This window comes from Qipengyuania sp. SM2512, from assembly GCF_054954005.1.
The window spans coordinates 1,038,800-1,057,555 of record NZ_CM143134.1 but is presented as its reverse complement, the minus strand read 5'-3'; the positions used below and the strand labels follow the sequence as shown (position 1 = coordinate 1,057,555).

Below are 18,756 nucleotides of genomic sequence, written 5' to 3'. Positions count from 1 at the left end.
AATAGCAGCGGAACGGCGACCGGCTCCCCGATCGGATGGCTCAGAATTCGGTGACTTCGACCTCGAGCTTGCGGAAGCCATGGACGAAATTCGCGCGGACCCGCTCGACATCGCCAGCGACATGGACCCGCATGCGGCGCTTGTGCATCTCCTCGAGCAGTATGCGCAGCTGCAGTTCGGCGAGCCTGGCGCCGACGCAGCGGTGGATGCCGTAGCCAAAGGCGAGGTGGCGGCGCGCGTTCTCGCGGGTGATGTCGAGCTTGTCGGGATTGTCGAACACCTGCTCATCGCGATTGGCCGACAGGTACCACAGCACCACCTTGTCGCCTTTCTTGATCAACTGGCCGAACTGCTCGGTGTCCTCGGTGCAGGTCCGGCGCATATGCGCCAGCGGGGTCTGGAAACGGATGCATTCCTGGACCGCATTGGGGATGAGCTCGGGGTTCTGCTCGAACAGCTTGCGCTGATCGGGGAAGGTGTCGAAGCCGTGGATGATCCCGCTCATCGTGTTGCGGGTGGTGTCGTTGCCGCCGACGATCAGCAGGATCAGATTGCCCATGAATTCCTCCGGGCTCTGCTGGTTCATCGCCTCGGAATGGATCATCATCGAGATCAGATCGGGCTGCGGATCCTGCTGCGCGCGCTCGGCCCACAGCATCTGGAAATAGGCTGCCATCTCGTGGAGGAAACTGCGCCGGAGCTGGTCGAGTTCGCGCACGCTGGCGAGTTCGGTGTCACCCGACCAGTCCGACCATAGTGTCAGCAGGCGGCGATCCTGCCAGGGAAAGCCGAACAGCAGCGCGAGCATCCCGGTGGTGAGTTCGATCGAGACCTTGTCGACCCAGTCGAACACCTCGCCGCGCGGCAGCGAATCGAGCAGCTCGCCGGTTCGCTGGCGGATATCCGCCTCCATCCGCTTCATTTCGCCCGGGGTGAAGGCGGGGGCCACGGTGCGGCGCTGGCCGGTGTGCTTGGGGCGGTCCATCGCGATGAACATCGGCAGTTCGAGCCGCTCCTCGACGGGGATGTCCTCGGCGCGCTCGAGAATGGTGATCCCGCCGTGCTCCCAGCTCGAGGAGAACAGGTCGGGGAGCGCCTCGATATGCTGGATCGCCTTGTGCTGGACCACCGCCCAATAAGGACCGAATGGGCTTTCGGGGATGTAATGCAGCGGTCCGGCCTCGCGCATCTCGCGAAAGATCGGCTGCCAGCGATCTTCGGCATAGATGTCCGAGCGGCTGACATCCCATTTGTGCGAATGGTGCATCCGCTGGTCGGGATGCTGGTCGAAATGCTCCTTGAGCGCTTCATATGCGCTCGGTTCCGTGCGGAACCGGGGCTTCTCGGGGGCGATGGTGGCCATGATACTCTCCCGCTCGGGACGACTCGTTGCGGTCGCCTCCGTGATGCCGGCGCACTATCCCGCCTAACTGACAAGTGTGTCAATAGTGCGTTGCAAATCGGGACTGAAGCGGCGCGCTACCGCCGGGCGCGAACCCAGTTCAATCCCTTGCGTGGTTTGCCCCTGGCTGTCGCCGGACCCGATTTCATCACCCGCCGCCGGAACAGCGTGGCACCGCCGCGCACGAAGATCGTCACCCAAGCAACCTGCCAGGCGATTGCGACCAGATGCGGCAACAGATCGGGCGACTGGGCGGCGCGGCCGACCATGGCGTAGGGCGAGGACAGCGGGAAGACCGCCGCGAACAGCTCCACCGGCGAACCGATATCGGTCATCGCGAAGGTGGCGAGGAAGAACACCGCGAGCTGCAGGATCGTGGCCGGCATCGACAGCGTCTGCACGTCGCGCACGGTGGCCGCCATCGATCCCACGGTGAGGAACACCGATCCGATCAGCAGATAGGCGAGCGCGAAATAGAGCACGAACAGCGCGACGAAGAGCGGCCAGCCGACCGCAGGGGTCGGCAGCGCGGCACCGGTCGCGGGTCCGAGCGCCAGCCCGGCCAGTCCAAGGCTGCCCCATACGGCGATCCCGACGAAGCTGATCGCCAGCATGGCGAACAGCTTGCCGACGAACACCGCATCCATCGGGATCGCCGCCGCGAGGATCTCGATGATCTTGTTGGCCTTTTCCTCGACCAGATTGGAGAGCACCATGCCCGCCAGCAGCATGGTCAGCAGGAACAGCAGGGTGATCGCCGCGGTTGCGGTTCCGGTCTGCGCGCTGCGGGTGCTCGCCATGCTCGACCGGGTCCGCTCGAGCGCGACCACGGGGTAGGCCGCATCCGGGCCCAGCGCCCGCGCCGCCAGCAGCGACACGCGGCCCTGCCAGCTCTCGATCTGGTCCTGCGTCCCGGTCAGGCGCGGCCGGGCCAGCGAGCCGGTCAGCACCGCGCCGAGATTGCGCGCGCGGTCCGAAAGAAGCGCGTCGGGCTCGGTTTCTCCGGGTGCGACGCGCTCGATCGGGGGGATGCTGATCAGCCCATCGAGTTCGCGATGCGCGCGGAGGATCGCCTCGGTCTCGGCGGCGGGCAGCATCACCGCCAGCCGCGGCGGCTCGGCGCTGTCGGCCGCCTTGGCGCCCAGCATGCCCGCACCGACGCTGATCGCCCCGAAGAAAATGGGGCCGAGCAGGAACAGCAGGAAGGCCTTGCTGAACAGGATCGCCTGGAAGTCGCGCCGCGCCACCACCCAGGCGGCCTGCCACAGCGACAACCGGCTCTTGTCGGTAGTGTTCATGCGTCGACTCCGGCGGCATTGTCTTGCTCGAGCGCGCGCGCGGCAGCGGCTCCGGCGATCTCGACGAAGGCGTCGTGCAGCCCGGCGCGTTCGACCGACAGCGACAGCACGCCCGCCTCGCCCTCGATGAGTTGCCTCAGCAGCATCTCGATCCCGCACTCGGGCACCGGGAAACACCAGAAATGGGCGCCGTTGGCCTTGATATCGTGACGCGCATCATCGGGCAGGGCGCTGCGCCAGCGCCCGTCGCGATTGCGCGTCTCGAGCCGAACCTGCGCGGGGATGCTGTCGCGCGCGGCGTCGACCGACCCGGCATAGGGCACCCGCCCTCCGGCGATGATCGCGACGTCGTCGCACAGGCGTTCGGCGTGATGGATGACATGGGTCGAGAAGATCACCGTGGTGCCCTCTGCGGCCAGCACGCGGATCATTGCTTCCAGCTTGCCCTGATTGATCGCGTCGAGCCCCGAAAAGGGCTCGTCGAGCACCACCAGCCGCGGCCGGTGGACCAGCGTGCCGAGCAGCTGGACGGTCTGCGCCATGCCCTTCGACAATTGCCGGATCTGGCGCTCGATCGCATGGCCAAGACCATGCGCCTCGAGCAGCGCGCGCCCGCGCCGGCGGCCCTCCTCGAGCGTCAGCCCGCGCAGCGCGCCCATGAAGGCGATCGCCTCGTCGCATTTCATCGTCGGGTAGAGCCCGCGCTCCTCGGGGAGATAGCCGATCAGCCGGGCGATATCGTGCGGACGATCATGCCCGAAGACGCGCCGCACGCCCTCGTCGGGATCGATGATCCCAAGCAGCATGCGCAGCGTCGTCGTCTTGCCCGCGCCATTGGGCCCGAGAATGCCGTAGATCGCGCCCTCGGGAACCGATATGTCGACCCCGTCCACCGCCAGCGTGCCGTCGAACCGTTTGACCAGCCCTTTCGCCTCGATCGCGAGCGGGCGTTCGCGGAGCGGGCGCTGCGCACCAGCGGAAGTTTCGCCTCGCGGGGGCGCCTCGGTCTGGGTAAGCATGACCACGGGTTACCCGCGACCCGTCGACAGGAGCAACAGCTAGTTTTGTCCTCGCCCGAGCATATCGCCGCCCTGCAGCAGGATCTGCGGGTCGAGGCGCGGCGGCTGGGCTTCGCCGCCTGCGGCTTCACCACGGCGGCGGGCGAGCCGTTTCGCACCGAGCGGCTCGAGCAATGGCTGGACGAGGGCCGCCACGGCTCGATGGAATGGATGGAAGCCCGCAAGGCGCAGCGCGTCTCGCCGCAGGGCCTGTGGCCCGAGGCGCGCAGCGTGATCGCACTGGGCATGAGCTACGCCCCGCCGAACGATCCGCTGGCGCTGGCGGACGCGCCCGACAAGGCGCGGATCTCGGTCTATGCGCAGGGGCGCGACTATCACGACGTCGTCAAGAAGGCGCTCAAGGCGCTTGCCCGCTGGCTGGTCGCGCGCGAACCCGACAGCGAGCTCAAGGTCTTCGTCGACACCGCCCCGGTGATGGAAAAGCCGCTCGGGCAGGCGGCGGGGATCGGCTGGCAGGGCAAGCACACCAATCTTGTCAGCCGCGAGCATGGCAGCTGGCTGTTCCTCGGCGCGATCTATTCGACGCTGTCCTTCGCGCCCGATGCGCCGCTGCGCGACAGCTGCGGCTCGTGCACCGCCTGCCAGACCGCCTGCCCCACCGACGCCTTCCCGGCGCCCTATCGGCTCGATGCGCGGCGCTGCATTTCCTACCTCACGATCGAGCACAAGGGGCCGGTCCCCGAGGAATTCCGCGCCGCTCTGGGCAATCGGATCTACGGCTGCGACGATTGCCTGGCGGTGTGCCCGTGGAACAAGTTCGCGCAGACCGCGCAGGCGCATGCCAGGCTGCTGCCGCGCGAGGAGCTGGTCGCGCCCGATCTGGCGCGGCTGCTCGCGCTCGACGATCCCTCGTTTCGCCAGCTGTTCTCGGGCAGCCCGATCAAGCGGGTCGGACGCAACCGCTTCGTGCGCAATTGCCTCTATGCGGCGGGCAACAGCGGGCGGCGCGAATTGCTGGCGCAGGTCGAGGGTTTGCGCGCCGATCCCGATCCGGTGGTTGCGGAAGCGGCCGACTGGGCGGCCGCGCGGCTCAGAGCAGGTCCTTGAGCGGGGTCTCGGGGTCGGCGAGCAGCGCGGGGTCGACCACCGCGCGCGCCTCGATCAGCTTGCGCCCCTGGACATAGTCGCGGGTGGTGTTGACGCAGTCCAGCGCGACGACGCGCCCTTCGCGCAGATAGATCACCGAGAACTTGCGCCAGTCGGGATCGCCGCGCACGACGACCGCATCGTGGTCCATCGACAGGCCCACGGTCTGCAGCCGCAGATCATACTGGTTCGACCAGAACCACGGCACCGCGTCGTAGGGCTGCTTGTCGCCCATGATCGCCTTGGCGGCGGTGGTGGCCATGTCGTTGGCGTTCTGGACCGATTCCAGACGGATGACCGTGTTTTCGGCATAGGGGTTGGCATGCGCGGCGCAGTCGCCGATCGCGTAGACGTCGTCGATCGAGGTGCGACAGAATTCGTCGACATCGACGCCATTGGTTCCCGCAGCCCCCGCAGCGATCAGCGGGCCGACCGCCGCGACGATACCGATGCCCACCACCACGATCTCGCAGGGGAAGCTCTCGCCATTGTCGGCGAGCACGGAGGTGACGCGCCCGTCCTCGCCCTCGATCCGCTCGACCCCGGTCGAGAGCCGCAGCTCGACGCCCTGGCGGCGATGCTCGTCCTGATAGAAAGCGCTCAACGCCTCGCCCGCGACGCGTCCGAGGACGCGGTCCTGGTTTTCGAGCAGCGTGACCGAACAGCCCAGCTTGCGCAGCACGGCGGCCACTTCGAGGCCGATATAGCCGCCGCCGACCACGACCGCTCGCCGCGCGCCCTTCTCGATCTGCGCACGCAGCGTGTCGACATCGGTGCGGCTGCGAATGGCGTGGATGCCGGCAAGGTCGGCGCCCGGGCAGGACAAGCGGCGCGGGTCGCCGCCGGCAGCCCAGATAAGCTTGCGGTAGCCGATCCGGCGTCCGTCGCCGAGGACGACTTCGTGCGCCAGCGAATCCACCTCGGAGACATTGGCGCCCAGCTCAATCTCGATGCCGCGCTCGGCCCAGAATTCGGGCTTGCGAATCATGATGCGCTCGAGCGGCTTTTCGCCGGCGAGATATTCCTTCGACAGCGGCGGGCGCTCGTAGGGCGGCGTCCGGTCGCGGGTGATCATCAGGATCGACTGATCGTGACCCTGCTGGCGCAAGGCGATCGCCGCCTGCGCGGCTCCATGGCCCGAGCCCACGATGACGATATCGGCGCTATCCATCGCCGAGCGATGTCGCGGTTATGGCCAGGCGGGTCAAGCCGCGCCTAACGACACAGCAGATTGCGCGCCATGCTGGCGACCTGCGCGAGCACTGCGGGCGCGACCGGCGTCTGCGTCTGCGCGCGCCCGATCATGGTGCGGAACTGGCGCACCGCGACCACATGCTCCGCAGCCCATTTATCGACCATCGCCGGCATGTCCTCCTTGGCGCCCTTGCGGCGCGACAGGCGGCGCAGGAAGTCGAGCCGCATCTGCTGGAAATCGCGCGCCAGACCGGCGACGAGCAGGCGTTCCCAGACATCGGCGGGATTCATCATCGCCGAGGTCGCCTGCGCCCAGTCGAGCCCCAGAGAGGCTCCCAGGCCGGTGAAGGCCTTGGTCAGGTCCAGAGGATCGATCTCGTGCTCGCGCGCCAGCTTGGCGAGCCCGACCGCGCCGTCGAGCTCGAACAGATGCGCTACCCGCTCCGCGAGGTCCGCCGGCGCACCGGCATCGGAGAGCTCGTCGGACAGCCGGACCGATTGCTGGCGGCTTTCCTCCGCAAGCAGGCTGGCGGAAGCGTCGGAAAGCGTCCGCACCCCCGGGCCGAAGGCTTCGAGACTTTCGCCGGGGTCGGCGGCTCCGACGCCGGCGCTGAGCAGATCGGCCATCTGCATCCGCATGCCCTTGGCGGTGCGGTCGAACAGCAGCAGCCGCGCGCGCTCGGGCATGGCCGCATCGTCGATCGCAGCCCAGAGCGAATCCAGCCCGAACAGCTTCTCGGCGACCACGAAAGCCCCCGCGACCTGGTCCAGCGTCACGCCTTCCTCTTCGGCGAGTTCGAAGGGGTGCACCAGACCGATGCGGTTGACGATCAGATTGGCAAGCTTGGTCGCGATCAGTTCTCGGCGCAGCCGGTGCGTGAGGATCTGGGGCTTGTAGCGATCGCGCATCTGCGTCGGGAAGGCCTTGAGCAGCATGGGTTCGAGCGCTGCGTTCTCGGACAGCGGGCTCGTCTCGATGGCATCCTGCAGCGCCAGCTTGGTGGAAGAAAGCAGGACCGCCAGCTCGGGGCGGGTGAGCCCCAGGCCCTCGCTAGCCCGGCGACCGAGCACGTCGTGATCGGCCAGCCCTTCGGTCTTGCGGTCGAGCTTGCCGTTTTCCTCGAGCGTCTCGATCAGCCGCAATTGCGCTTCGGCAGAGCGCGCGCCGCCGATTTCCGCCACCGACAATGCGAGCGCCTGCAGGCGATTGTCTTCGAGCACGAGTTCGGCGACTTCCTCGGTCATCTCCTCGAGCAGAGCATTGCGCTTGGGTTCGGAAATGCGCCCCGCGCGCCGGGCGGCAGCGAGCGCGATCTTGATGTTGACCTCATTGTCCGAACAATCGACCCCGGCCGAATTGTCGATGAAATCGGTGTTGATCCGCCCGCCCTTGAGCGAGAACTCGATTCGCGCCGCCTGCGTCCCGCCCAGATTGGCGCCTTCGCCGATCACCCGGGCGCGGACATCGTTCGCGTCGATGCGCACGCTGTCGTTGCTCGGGTCCCCGACCTGAACATTGTTCTCATGTGCGGCCTTGAGATAGGTGCCGATGCCGCCGAACCAGATCAGGTCGACCGGCGCCTTGAGGATCGCCGAGATCAGAGTTTCGGGATCGATCTCCTTCTGGTCGATACCGAGCGCCTTCTGCGCCGCCTTGGACAGCTTGAGGCTCTTGGCGTCGCGCGGGAACACGCCGCCGCCGCGCGAGATCAGATCCTTGTCGTAATCGTCCCAGCTCGACCGGGTCAGCTCGAACAAACGGCTGCGCTCTTGCCAGCTGGCGGCCGGATCGGGATCGGGATCGATGAAGATATGCCGGTGGTCGAAGGCGGCGACCAGCTTGATGGTTTTCGACAGCAGCATGCCATTGCCGAACACGTCGCCAGACATGTCGCCGCAGCCAACGACCTCGATCGGATCGGTCTGGACGTCGATACCCATCTCGCGGAAATGCCGCTGGACCGAGACCCAGGCGCCGCGCGCGGTGATGCCCATGGCTTTGTGGTCGTAGCCGTTGGAGCCGCCGCTCGCGAAGGCATCGTCAAGCCAGAAGCCGCGGTCCTCGGCGATCGCGTTGGCCACATCGGAGAAGCGCGCGGTGCCCTTGTCGGCGGCGACCACAAAATAGGGGTCCTCGCCGTCGAGGATGACGACATCCTCGGGATGGACCACCTCGTCGTCGACAATGTTGTCGGTGATCGACAGCAGCGTCCGGATGAAGACTTCGTAGCTGGCCTGACCCTCGGCGGCCCAGCCATCGCGGTCGGCGATGGGATCGGGCAACAGCTTGGGATAGAAACCGCCCTTGGCTCCGGTCGGCACGATGACCGCGTTCTTGACCCGCTGCGCTTTCATCAGGCCCAGGACCTCGGTGCGGAAATCGTCGCGCCGGTCGGACCAGCGCAGGCCCCCGCGCGCGATCGCTCCGGCGCGCAGGTGGATACCCTCGATCCGCCGCGAATAGACAAAGATCTCGCGCCAGGGGATCGGCCGCGGAAGGTTGGGAACGAGCGCCGATTCGATCTTGAACGCCAGCGCTTCGTTGCCCGCAGGCGCGAAGGCATTGGTGCGCAGAATCGCGTCGATCAGCGCGTTGTAGAGCCGCAGCAGACGGTCGTCGTTGATCGCCTTGACCTTGGCGAGGCCGCGTTTGACCGCCTCGCGCGCATCCTCGATCGCCTGCTCGCGGCCCGGGCCGAAGGCGGGATCGTGGCGCGCGGTGAACAGCGCGATCAGCGCGCGGGTGACATCGGGCGCACCGCGCAGCGCGTCGACCACGGTGTAGATGGTGAAGCCCATCCCCGCCTGGCGCAGATAGCGATAGAAGGCGCGCAGCAGATCCGCCTCGCGCGCGCTCAGCGAGGCTTCGGGAACGAGGCGGTTGAAGGGATCGCTTTCCGCCTCGCCGTTGAGCACGGCGGCGACGGCCTGCTCGATTTCCTCGGCCCGCTCGACCAGTTCCTCGGCCTCGACGCCCGAGGAGAGCGTCAGGGCGAAATCGTGGATCGTGCCGAGCTTGCCGTCGTCGAGCACGGTGGGCATTTCGGTGTCGACGTGGAAACCGAAGTTCTCGAGTGCGGGCACGGCATCGGAAAGCGGCATGCTGCCTTCGGCCTGATACAGCTTGAGCCGCAGGCACTGCGCGCCGCTGTTCTGCTGGCAGAGATAAATCCGCGCATCGCGCTGCCACTGATCGCCGCGCTCGGCATGAACCCCGAGCGCTCGCAGGCGGGTGATATCGGTCGCCGCCTCTGCGGGGCCGAACTGGGCGCGAAATGCGGTCGGGAAGGCCTCGGCCCAGCGCGATGCGATCGCGGCGGCGCGGTTCGCCTCGCCCAGCGTCGCCAGCTCGCTCTCGACCGCTTCGCCCCAGCCGCGCAGCATCGTCTGCAGCCGCTCGTCGAGCGCCTTTTCGTCGGGCGAATCGCTCCCATCGCGGATGTCGAGCACGAAGCGCAGCATCGCCAGATTGCCGCCCTCGACTTCGAGGCTCCAGTCGAGCAGTTTCGCGCCTGCGCCTTCCTCGAGCAGCGCCTGGATCTGCAGGCGGACCTGCGTCGCCAGCATGTCGCGCGGCAGCCAGACGAAGGCGAACAGGTGCCGCGCCAGCGGCGCCTCGACCAGTGCCAGCCGGGTGCGCGGGCGATCGACCAACGCCATCATGGTGGTGGCGACGCGTTCGACATCGTGATCCGAAAACCCGATCAGCAGATCGTGCGGCAGCGTCGTCAGCGCATGGACCAGCGCCTTGCCGGCATGGCCGCCGACATCGAAATCGAGCCGCTCCATGATCGCATCGACCTGGGCTCGCAGCCGCGGAACGGTGCGCGGCGGCGCAGCGAGGGCCGCGCTGGTCCAGACCCCGGCATGGATCGACAGCGCGACGGTCTTGCCGCTCTCGCGGCGCGGCACGATGAACAGGTCGAGCGGGACCCGGCGATGGACGCGGGCGAGGCGGTTGGCCTTGATGATCAGCAGCGCGCGGGCCTTCTCGGGGTCGTCGAACCAGGCGAAGGCGCGGTCGTAGGAAGTGTCCGCGAGCAGGTCCTGCGCGCTCTTGCGGCAGATGCCGTGCGCGGCGACGACGGTCCCGTCGCGGTGACGCTCGAGATGACCGAGCTGGGTCAGCATGCCGTTGTTGAGCCATTCGAGCAGCGCTGTGGCTTCCTCGTCCTCGAGCCGCTTGGCGTCGGCGAGCATGACCTCCTGCAATTGCGGCCAGTCGTTCACCGCAGCCCGGACATCGGCCAGCGTTTCGCGCAGGGTCGCCAGCAATTCGCGGCGCTGGCGGGCATCGACCCGCGAGGTCTCGATGTAGATCATCGATTCGTAGGCCGCGTCGTCGGGATCGCTGTCGAGAACCCGGGTCAGCTCTTCGTCGCCATTGCGTTCGACCGGGACCACCGGGTGCACCAGGCGATCGATCGCCAGCCCGGTGGCGGCGATGGCGTTGGCGGTCGAATCGACCAGGAACGGCATATCGTCGTTGACCAGCGCGATACGCATGAAGCGGCGCTCTTCGGCGGCGGATTCGAGCACGATGGCAGCGCGCCCCGGCTGGCGCTGAAACCCGGCTTCGGCGACGAAGCGGGCAGCTTCCACGAGCCGGTCGCGGGCCATGTCGCCATCGCCGGGAAGGAGCGATTCCTCCATGCGCGCGGCAAGCGATTCGACCACTCCGGCGGGAATGGCGGGTTTCTGCCCTTTGGCAGCTTTAGTCGAACCCATGTATCCTCTCAGCGGGCCCTCTCTCATCGGCCCGGAATGGCTGCAGCGCGGTGTTTGCCGCGCCTGACGTGTCCGCCCCTAGTCCGGTCCTCGCGCTGCCGCAAGCAAGGCTCGCAGGGTCGCGCCGCAACCTTTGGCGGAAAGGGTTGCGGCGTTGCTTGAGCGAGACGGAGCGACCCGAGGACGGCCGGGCGAGCGGGCGGGCAGGGTCAGTCTTGCAGCGCGTCCATCGCCAGTTCGAGCGAGCGGGTCCGCGCTTGGGGATCGAAGGTCGCGCCCGCCAGCATGATCTCGTCGGCGCCGGTGCGAGCGACGAAGCCCTGGATCGCCTCGCGCACCTGCGCCGGCGTGCCCACCGCGCTCGCCTGTCCGATATGATCGAGCATGGCGCGGGCGTTGGCGGGCAGCGTGCCGCGATAGCCCTCGATCGGCGGCGGCAGCTTGCCCGGCGAGCCGGTGCGCAGCCGGACGAAGGATTGTAGCTGCGAACTGGCGATGCGTTCGGCCTCGGCTTCGTCCTCGGCGCAGAAGAGATTCATCGCAGCCATGACATGCGGGCGGTCGAGCGCCGCCGAAGGCTCGAAATTGCGCCGGTAGAGCTCGAGCGCGGCATCGAGATGGTCGGGCGCGAAATGGCTGGCGAAGGCATAGGGAAGACCCAGCCGGGCGGCGAGCTGCGCCCCGAACAAGCTCGAGCCCAGCATCCACAGCTCGACATCGGCGCCCTGTCCGGGTGTCGCCTGGATCGGCAGGTTCGGATCGCCTTCGAGATAGGCGCGCAATTCGACCACGTCCTGCGGGAACATTTCGGCGGCGCGGTGGAGGTCCTTGCGCAGCGCGCGCTGGAGCTCGGGCCCGGCGCCGGGTGCGCGGCCCAGCCCGAGATCGACGCGGCCCGGGAACAGCGCCGCCAGCGTGCCGAACTGCTCGGCGATCTGGAACGGGGTGTGGTTGGGCAGCATGATGCCGCCCGAGCCGATCCGGATGCTCGAGGTGGCATTACCGATATGCGCGAGCACGACCGAGGTCGCGCCGCCCGCGATTCCCGCCATGGCGTGGTGTTCGGCAACCCAGAAGCGCGTGCAACCTGCCTTCTCGGCGACGCGCGCGAGATCGACCGCGGCGGCGAAAGCCTCTTCCAGCGATCCGCCTTCACGCACGGGCACCAGGTCGAGAATCGAAAAATCGGTCATTGCGGGGAATTTCCTTCGGCGGACAATTGCGCGAGATAGGCGCGCGCGCGGTCTGCTTCCGCGCCATCGGGAGCGACGAGCAAGACCGATTCGAAACTGCGCCGCGCATCCTCGGTGCGGTTGGCGAGCGCGGCGATGACCCCGGCTTCGAGCCCGACGGCAGGATCGCGCGGCGCGAGCACCGCAGCCTGCTCGACCTGTCGCTGGGCTTCCATCAGCCGTCCCAATTGGCGCGACAGCTTGGCCGAGAGCAGCCATGCACGCGGATCGCCGGGGCCGGCTTCTCGCGCGCGGTCGAGCGCGGCCATGGCGTCCTCGGGGCGTTCGGCGGCGACCAGCGCCCGCGCTAGATCGATCTCGAGACCGGCGGCGATGTCGTTCTGCCCGGCGATGTTGGCATCCACGATCGCGCGTTCGAAATGCGGAATTGCTGCACTCGCCTCCCGCCCCGCCATCGCGGCGTTGCCCGCCATCGCGCCGAGCCGCGCGCGATAGGTCGGGTTGTCGTCGCCCACCTCGCCACGCGCGACCGCGAAAATGTCGCGCGCCTCGGGGTAGCGCTCCATCCGGACCAGCGCGAGACCCTGGCAATGCGCCGCCTGCGCGCGTTCCGCATCGCGCGCATTGGCGCGCCAGCTGGTCGCACTGTCATAGGCCGATTCGGCATCATCGGCGGCGAGTCGCAGGCATTCGACGAGGCGCGAGGGAGTCTGCGCGGTCCGCGGCGCGCTGGCTGCAGCGCTGCGCGCGCGCTGCTCCTCGAGTTCGGGGGGCGCCCCGAGCGGCGGTGTCGAGGCGGGATTGGGCCCGACCTGCATGGCAAGCAGAAGTGCGGCGGCGATGGTCACGTGTGGCTCCCTTTGGCACTGAGGGTTTCGACCTGTCTCAGCAGGAGCGCGATATCGGAATCGCGCGACAGGCGGTGATCGCCGTCCTTGACGAGGGTGACCTGTATATCGTCCGAACGCAGCGCCTTCGCGAGGCGCAGACTGATCTCCCAGGGCACGTCGCTGTCGCGCTGGCCGTGGATCAGGCGGACCGGACAATCGAGCGCGATCGTCTCTTCCAGCAGCAGATTGGCCTGGCCATCGGCGAAGAAGCCGGGGTGAAGCGGGGTGGGTTCGGGGCCGTAGGGGTTGGGATCGAGCAGGGTCTCGCCCGCCTCGAGCCGCGCCTTGTCCTGCGCCGAGCGGCCCCACTGCGTGAAGTCGGGCGCCGCGGCGATGCCGACCAGCCCCGCCAGCCGCGCGCCCAGCGCCTCGCCGACCAGCAGCATCAGCCAGCCGCCCATCGACGAGCCGATCACGATCACGGAGCCATCGATCAGCGCTTCGATCAGACCGAGAACCTCGTCACGCCAGCGCGTCAGAGTCCCGTCGGCGAATTGGCCCGAGCTTTCGCCGCAGCCCGAATAGTCGAACAGCAGACAGGTCCGGTTTCGCGAGCTGGCCCAGTCGAACAGTGCAGTCGCCTTGCTCCCTGCCATGTCGGACATGTAGCCCGGCAGGAATACCAGCGCCGGCCCGCTTCCGCGATTGATCCGGTAGGCGATCCGGCGGCCATCGGGGAGGGCATGGAATTGCGGGGTGTCGGTCATGGACGCGCGCTTCTCGGCCCCGCGCGCCGCGAATGCAACCGTCAGAGCACGCTCGCACAACTCAGTCGCGCAGGAAGATCGCCTCGATCGGCATGTCGAACACATCGGCGATGCGGAAGGCGAGCGGCAGCGAGGGGTCGTAGCGCCCGGTTTCGATCGCGTTGACGCTCTGGCGGCTGACCTCAAGCCGGTCGGCAAGCGCCTGCTGACTCCAGTCGCGCTCGGCGCGCAGGACCTTGAGGCGGTTCTTCATACCGCGCCCCACGAACCATATTCGATCCGGTTGGACAGCGCGCCGACGAACAGGCCGAGAAACCATGCCACCGCGACCCAATAGGCGTCGAGATGCGGCACCACGTCCGCGGCTTCGAGGAACCCCCAGACCGTCGCCGCGCTGAGCGCGATCCCGGTGGCGATAAGCGACTGGCGCACGACCAGCATGCGGATGAATTCGTCCTGCTCCTCAAGGATCAGCCGGCCGACCGCCCAGAAGATGCCGATCACCGCCAGCCCGGGCAGCACCGCCAGCACCGAACGCAGCGCGAAGGCGGGTTCGCTGTCGGCGGTCGCGAAGGTGAGGACGCCGAAGGAGAGCAGGTACAGCGCGGTGAACAGCGCCACACGCTTGGTGTAGCGCTTCTGGGCTTCGCCCTTGCCGCATAGGCTGCCCGCCGATCCGTCGCGGCGACGTCCGGCGGCGCGCATCAGCGGGATCGTCTGGATTACGGGGACCAGCATCAGCACCAGCGCGGTGTCCGCATCGATCGCGCCGCTCAAGGCGAGACCGGCAATGGCGCCCAGGGTGCCCAGCAGCAGGCCTGCCCAGAACCGCGCCGATCGTCCGGTGCTCTTTTCTTTCGTTCCGCTCATGCCCGGTTGCTCCGAAGGCGGGCGACGGCGCAGCTGCGCGATTTGAACAGCGACACTACCGCGAGCACGGGCAGGACGATGGTCAAGGTCCGGGCCGATTCCGCCGGAATGAGGTGGACGCGGCCCGCAATGGCTACCGCGATGATGGCGGCGGCCCAGCAGAATGCCTTGGTGATGGTCGACATTGGTCAAGCCCCCTTGTAAGTTGGTAAAGCTTACTTGTCATATGTGGACGCTCTGTGTCAAGCGTGCTTTCCATGGCGCCTCGGCGAGGGATCCCTCCTGGCATTCCTGTCACGATGCAGTCACAGCGCGGGGTCACTGCGCCGTGACTCTGGAGGAGAATTGCCGTGTTCAAGACCGAACCCCCCGCTGCCGCCGCGCTTGCTCCGCTCGATCGCCGCAGCCTGCTCAAATCCGGAGTGCTCGGCGCCGGGCTGATCGCCGCGCCGCTCTCGGCGCAATTTGGCGGGCCGGGGTTCACGCACGGCGTCGCCAGCGGCGAGCCGGCGCGCGACCGGGTGCTGCTGTGGACCCGCTTTGTCGCCCCGGCGGAGACGAGACTGGAGTGGGAGGTCAGCCCCAGCGCCGATTTCGCGCGGTTGGCCGCTTCGGGCTCGGTGCTGGCGAGTCCCGCCAACGACAGCTGCTGCAAGACCTTCGCGGAAGGTCTCGAGCCCGGCCGCTGGTACTATTATCGCTTCGTCGCGCCCAATGGCGCCACCTCCGATGTAGGGCGCACCAAGACGCTGCCCGAGGGCCCCACCGAGCGCTTCCGCATGGCGGTGTTCAGCTGTTCCAACATGGGTTTCGGCTGGTTCAACGCCTATGCGCATGCCGCCGCTGCGAACGAATTCGACTGCGCGCTGCATCTCGGGGACTACTTCTACGAATACGGACCCGACAACTACCCCTCGGTCGAACAAGCCGTTGCCGGACGCCCGGTCGCGCCGCTGAGCGAAACCGTGGCGCTGGCCGATTACCGGCTGCGCTTCGCCAGCTATCGCAGCGATCGCGATCTGCGCCGTCTGCATCAGGTCTATCCGATGATCGCCGGCTGGGACGATCACGAGAGCGCCAACGACAGTTGGCACGGCGGCGCGCAGAACCACCAACCCGAGACCGAAGGCGAGTGGAGCGTCCGCAAGAGTGCCGCGATGCGCGCCTATCGCGAGTGGATGCCGGTTTCGGACGAGCCCTGGGCGACCTATGACATCGGCGATCTGGCCACGCTGTTCCGGCTCGAGACACGGCTCACCGCACGCGCCGAGCAATTCAATTTCGCCGGCCTGCTGACCGGGCAGGAAGGCCCCGAAGCAATGCTGCGCGCGCTGACCGCGTTTCGCCAGGGCGACTACGTCGACCCGTCGCGCGAAATGCTGGGGGCGCAGCAGCAGGCCTGGCTTGCGGAAGGCTTCAAGCGCTCCACCGGCAGCGGCAAGCGCTGGCAGGTGCTGGTCCAGCAGGTGCTGATGGGCAAGCTCGCCACCTCGCCGCGCTTGGTCGATTCGCTTCCCGCCGACGTTCCCGAATACGTCCGCAGCCGCATCGTCGCGGGCGCACTGGCGAGCCGCGCCGAATTGCCGCTCAACATGGATGCCTGGGACGGCTACCCGGCGGCGCGTGCGCGGCTGTTCGAAGCGGCGCTGGCGGCCGATGCCAATCTGATCTCGCTGGCCGGCGACACCCACAACGCCTGGTCTTTCGATCTTGGTCATGCCGGACAGCGGGTCGGGGTCGAATTCGGAGTGCAATCGGTCACCTCGCCCGGTTTCGAATCCTATCTGCCCCAGCTTGCGCCCGCCGATCTCGAACGCGCCAGTATCGAGTTCAACCCCGAGCTGGTGTGGATGGACGCCTCTCGCCGCGGCTATATGGCGGTGGAGCTCACTCCCACCCGCGCAACGAGCGAATACCGCTTCCTCTCGAGCATCCGCGAGCGCGGCGCGGGCGTAGTCGCGACCCAGCGGGTTTCGACCGGTCTGGGCGACCGCAGGCTGGAATTGGCCTGAGGGCGCCACCCAGCCAAACGGCAAGCCGCTTGAACAGCGCATCGCGAGAGACTAGCTTGGCGGCCATGTCGCAGCAGCGCCTTTCGACGACTACCACCACCACCTCGGATTTCCGGGGGCGGGTGCTGGCGGTCTGACGCGCAGCCCCGCCGCCCGGTAGCGGGCGGTGCGGCGTTCCTCCCGATTATCCTTCCCCAGCAACGCCGCACTTCAAGCGCAGGCACGGTTGTGCCATGAGCGGCGCAAAGGATACGGATCAGACAATGACGGAACTAGTTCAGATCAGCCTGCCCGATGGCTCGGTGCGCGCGATGGAGCGTGGCAGCACGCCGCTCGATGTCGCCGCGGCGATCGGCCCGGGGCTCGCCAAGGCGGCGCTCGCCGCGCGGGTCAACGGTGAATTGCGCGATATCGGCCGCCCTTTCGAATGCGATTCCGAGCTGGCGCTGGTTACCGTGAAGGACGAGGAAGACGCGCTCGAACTGGTGCGCCACGACTACGCGCATATCCTCGCCGAAGCGGTGCAGGCGCTGTGGCCCGGCACGCAGATCACCTTCGGCCCGGCGACCGACGACGGCTTCTATTACGACGTGAAGGCCCCCGACACGCGCGATCCCTTCTCGATGGACGATCTGCCCGCCATCGAAGAAAAGATGCGCGCGATCATCGCCGCCGACAAGCCGCTCATCCGCGAGGTCTGGACCCGCGAGCGATTGATCGAAAAATGGGGATCCGAAGGCGAGAGCTTCAAGGCCGAATGGGCCAGGGAACTGCCCGAGGATGAGGAACTCACCGTCTATTGGTCGGGCGATCCCGATGCCAAGGATTCCTGGCTCGACATGTGCCGCGGCCCGCATCTCGCTTCGACCGGCAAGCTCGATCCGCAGGCCTTCAAGCTGATGCGGGTGGCGGGCGCATACTGGCGCGGCGACCAGAAGAATGCGCAATTGACGCGCATCTACGGCACCGGCTGGCTCAACAAGAAGCAGCTCGCCGCGCATCTCACGCGGCTCGAGGAAGCGGCCAAGCGCGACCACCGCAAGCTGGGCCGCGAGATGGACCTGTTCCACCTCCAGGAAGAGGCGCATGGCTCGGTGTTCTGGCACCCGCAGGGCTATCGCATCTGGCGCGAGCTCGAGAGCTACATGCGTCGCCGGATGGATGGCGCCGGCTATCAGGAGATCAAGACTCCGCAGCTGATGGATGTCCGCCAGTGGGAGCGTTCGGGGCACTGGGGCAAATATGCCGAGAACATGTTCGCGGTGCCCGACAGCGTCCCCGATCCCGAGGCGGCGGAGCAGTCGGGCGCACCGCTGATCGCCGGCGACAGCGACATGATGGCGCTGAAACCGATGAACTGCCCCGCGCATGTGCTGGTCTTCAAGCAGGGCATCACCAGCTATCGCGACCTGCCGATCCGGCTGGGCGAAATGGGTTGCTGCCATCGCAACGAGCCGCATGGCGCGCTCCACGGCATTCTGCGCGTGCGCCAGTTCACGCAGGACGACGGCCATATCTTCTGCACCGAGGAGCAGGTGGTCGACGAGGTCCGTGCCTTCTGCCGGTTGGTCGACAGCGTCTACGGTCATTTCGGCTTCAGCTACCAGATCAAGCTCGCGCTGCGCCCCGAGAAGCGCTTCGGCAGCGATGAGATGTGGGACAAGGCCGAGAGCGAGTTGCGCGCGGCGGTGCATGAAGCCGGAATGGCGACCGAGGAATACGGCTGGGAGGAACTGCCCGGCGAGGGCGCCTTCTACGCGCCCAAGCTGGAATGGCATCTCACCGACGCGATCGGCCGGACCTGGCAGGTGGGCACGATCCAGTCCGACCGCGTGCTGCCCGAACGGCTCGATGCGACCTATATCGGCGTGGATGGCGAGAAGCACCGTCCGGTCATGCTCCACCGCGCGATCTTCGGGACCTTCGAGCGCTTTATCGGCGTGCTGATCGAGCATTTCGCCGGCCGCCTGCCGGTCTGGCTGGCGCCGACGCAGGCGGTGGTCGCAACGATCGTCTCGGATGCCGACGATTATGCCCAGGAAGTGACCGCGAAGCTGGAAGCGGCGGGGATTCGGGTAACCTGCGATCTGCGCAACGAGAAGATCAACTACAAGGTGCGTGAGCACAGCCTCGCGAAGGTCCCACATCTGCTGGTGGTGGGCAAGCGCGAGGCCGAGGAAGGCACCGTCGCGATTCGCACGTTGGGCGAGAAAGATCAGACCGTGATGACGCTCGACGAGGCGATCGCGATGCTCAAGGACGCCGCGACGCCCCCCGATCTGCGGCCCTGATCGCCA

14 protein-coding genes are annotated in these 18,756 nt (G+C 67.5%); 3 read left to right on the top strand and 11 right to left on the bottom strand.

Annotation, left to right across the window (positions count from 1 at the left end; genetic code table 11):
• Positions 1-40: 40 nt before the first annotated feature.
• The 3 genes from ACQ5J0_RS05365 to ACQ5J0_RS05355 all read right to left on the bottom strand — a co-directional run bounded on the left by ACQ5J0_RS05365 (position 41) and on the right by ACQ5J0_RS05355 (position 3,719).
• Complete coding sequence (locus ACQ5J0_RS05365) at positions 41-1,363, bottom strand: cytochrome P450 (protein ID WP_462569503.1); 1,323 nt, start codon at positions 1,361-1,363, stop codon at positions 41-43.
• A 116-nt stretch (positions 1,364-1,479) separates the two neighbouring features.
• On the bottom strand, positions 1,480-2,700 hold the full coding sequence (locus tag ACQ5J0_RS05360) for an ABC transporter permease (RefSeq protein ID WP_462569502.1): 1,221 nt from the start codon (positions 2,698-2,700) through the stop codon (positions 1,480-1,482).
• Entirely contained in the window at positions 2,697-3,719 is a 1,023-nt protein-coding gene (locus ACQ5J0_RS05355; protein ID WP_462569501.1) for an ABC transporter ATP-binding protein, read from the bottom strand. Before ACQ5J0_RS05355 ends, ACQ5J0_RS05360 begins: the two co-directional genes overlap by 4 nt.
• Before the next feature lie 45 nt (positions 3,720-3,764).
• Here ACQ5J0_RS05355 and queG point away from each other — a divergent pair, with 45 nt between their 5' ends.
• Complete coding sequence (gene queG / locus ACQ5J0_RS05350; RefSeq protein ID WP_462569500.1) at positions 3,765-4,826, top strand: tRNA epoxyqueuosine(34) reductase QueG; 1,062 nt, start codon at positions 3,765-3,767, stop codon at positions 4,824-4,826.
• On the opposite strand, the gene ACQ5J0_RS05345 is transcribed toward queG, so the two are convergent.
• From ACQ5J0_RS05345 to ACQ5J0_RS05310, 8 genes are all read right to left on the bottom strand, one after another.
• Entirely contained in the window at positions 4,810-6,036 is a 1,227-nt protein-coding gene (locus ACQ5J0_RS05345; protein WP_462569499.1) for an NAD(P)/FAD-dependent oxidoreductase, read from the bottom strand. The genes queG and ACQ5J0_RS05345 overlap by 17 nt on opposite strands.
• A 44-nt stretch (positions 6,037-6,080) precedes the next feature.
• On the bottom strand, positions 6,081-10,787 hold the full coding sequence (locus ACQ5J0_RS05340) for an NAD-glutamate dehydrogenase (protein ID WP_462569498.1): 4,707 nt from the start codon (positions 10,785-10,787) through the stop codon (positions 6,081-6,083).
• Between the two features lie 209 nt (positions 10,788-10,996).
• Entirely contained in the window at positions 10,997-11,980 is a 984-nt protein-coding gene (locus tag ACQ5J0_RS05335; RefSeq protein WP_462569497.1) for an LLM class flavin-dependent oxidoreductase, read from the bottom strand.
• Positions 11,977-12,828, bottom strand: coding sequence for a tetratricopeptide repeat protein (locus ACQ5J0_RS05330; protein ID WP_462569496.1), 852 nt, complete (start codon positions 12,826-12,828; stop codon positions 11,977-11,979). Before ACQ5J0_RS05330 ends, ACQ5J0_RS05335 begins: the two co-directional genes overlap by 4 nt.
• The gene (locus ACQ5J0_RS05325) at positions 12,825-13,577 is read right to left on the bottom strand and encodes an alpha/beta fold hydrolase (protein ID WP_462569495.1); all 753 of its coding nucleotides are present in this window, start codon (positions 13,575-13,577) and stop codon (positions 12,825-12,827) included. Before ACQ5J0_RS05325 ends, ACQ5J0_RS05330 begins: the two co-directional genes overlap by 4 nt.
• 61 nt (positions 13,578-13,638) lie before the next feature.
• Positions 13,639-13,830 carry a helix-turn-helix transcriptional regulator gene (locus ACQ5J0_RS05320; RefSeq protein WP_462569494.1) on the bottom strand — a complete coding sequence of 64 codons (192 nt, stop codon included), beginning with the start codon at positions 13,828-13,830 and terminating at the stop codon, positions 13,639-13,641.
• A complete protein-coding gene (locus tag ACQ5J0_RS05315) occupies positions 13,827-14,447 on the bottom strand; it encodes a hypothetical protein (protein ID WP_462569493.1) in 621 nt (206 codons plus the stop codon). Before ACQ5J0_RS05315 ends, ACQ5J0_RS05320 begins: the two co-directional genes overlap by 4 nt.
• Positions 14,444-14,632: a hypothetical protein gene (locus ACQ5J0_RS05310; RefSeq protein WP_462569492.1), complete on the bottom strand. Its 189-nt coding sequence runs from the start codon at positions 14,630-14,632 to the stop codon at positions 14,444-14,446. Before ACQ5J0_RS05310 ends, ACQ5J0_RS05315 begins: the two co-directional genes overlap by 4 nt.
• 165 nt (positions 14,633-14,797) lie before the next feature.
• On the opposite strand from ACQ5J0_RS05310, the gene ACQ5J0_RS05305 reads away from it, so the two are divergent.
• A complete protein-coding gene (locus tag ACQ5J0_RS05305; protein WP_462569491.1) occupies positions 14,798-16,459 on the top strand; it encodes an alkaline phosphatase D family protein in 1,662 nt (553 codons plus the stop codon).
• 263 nt (positions 16,460-16,722) lie between these two features.
• Positions 16,723-18,750: a threonine--tRNA ligase gene (gene thrS / locus ACQ5J0_RS05300; RefSeq protein WP_462569490.1), complete on the top strand. Its 2,028-nt coding sequence runs from the start codon at positions 16,723-16,725 to the stop codon at positions 18,748-18,750.
• Positions 18,751-18,756: the final 6 nt, after the last annotated feature.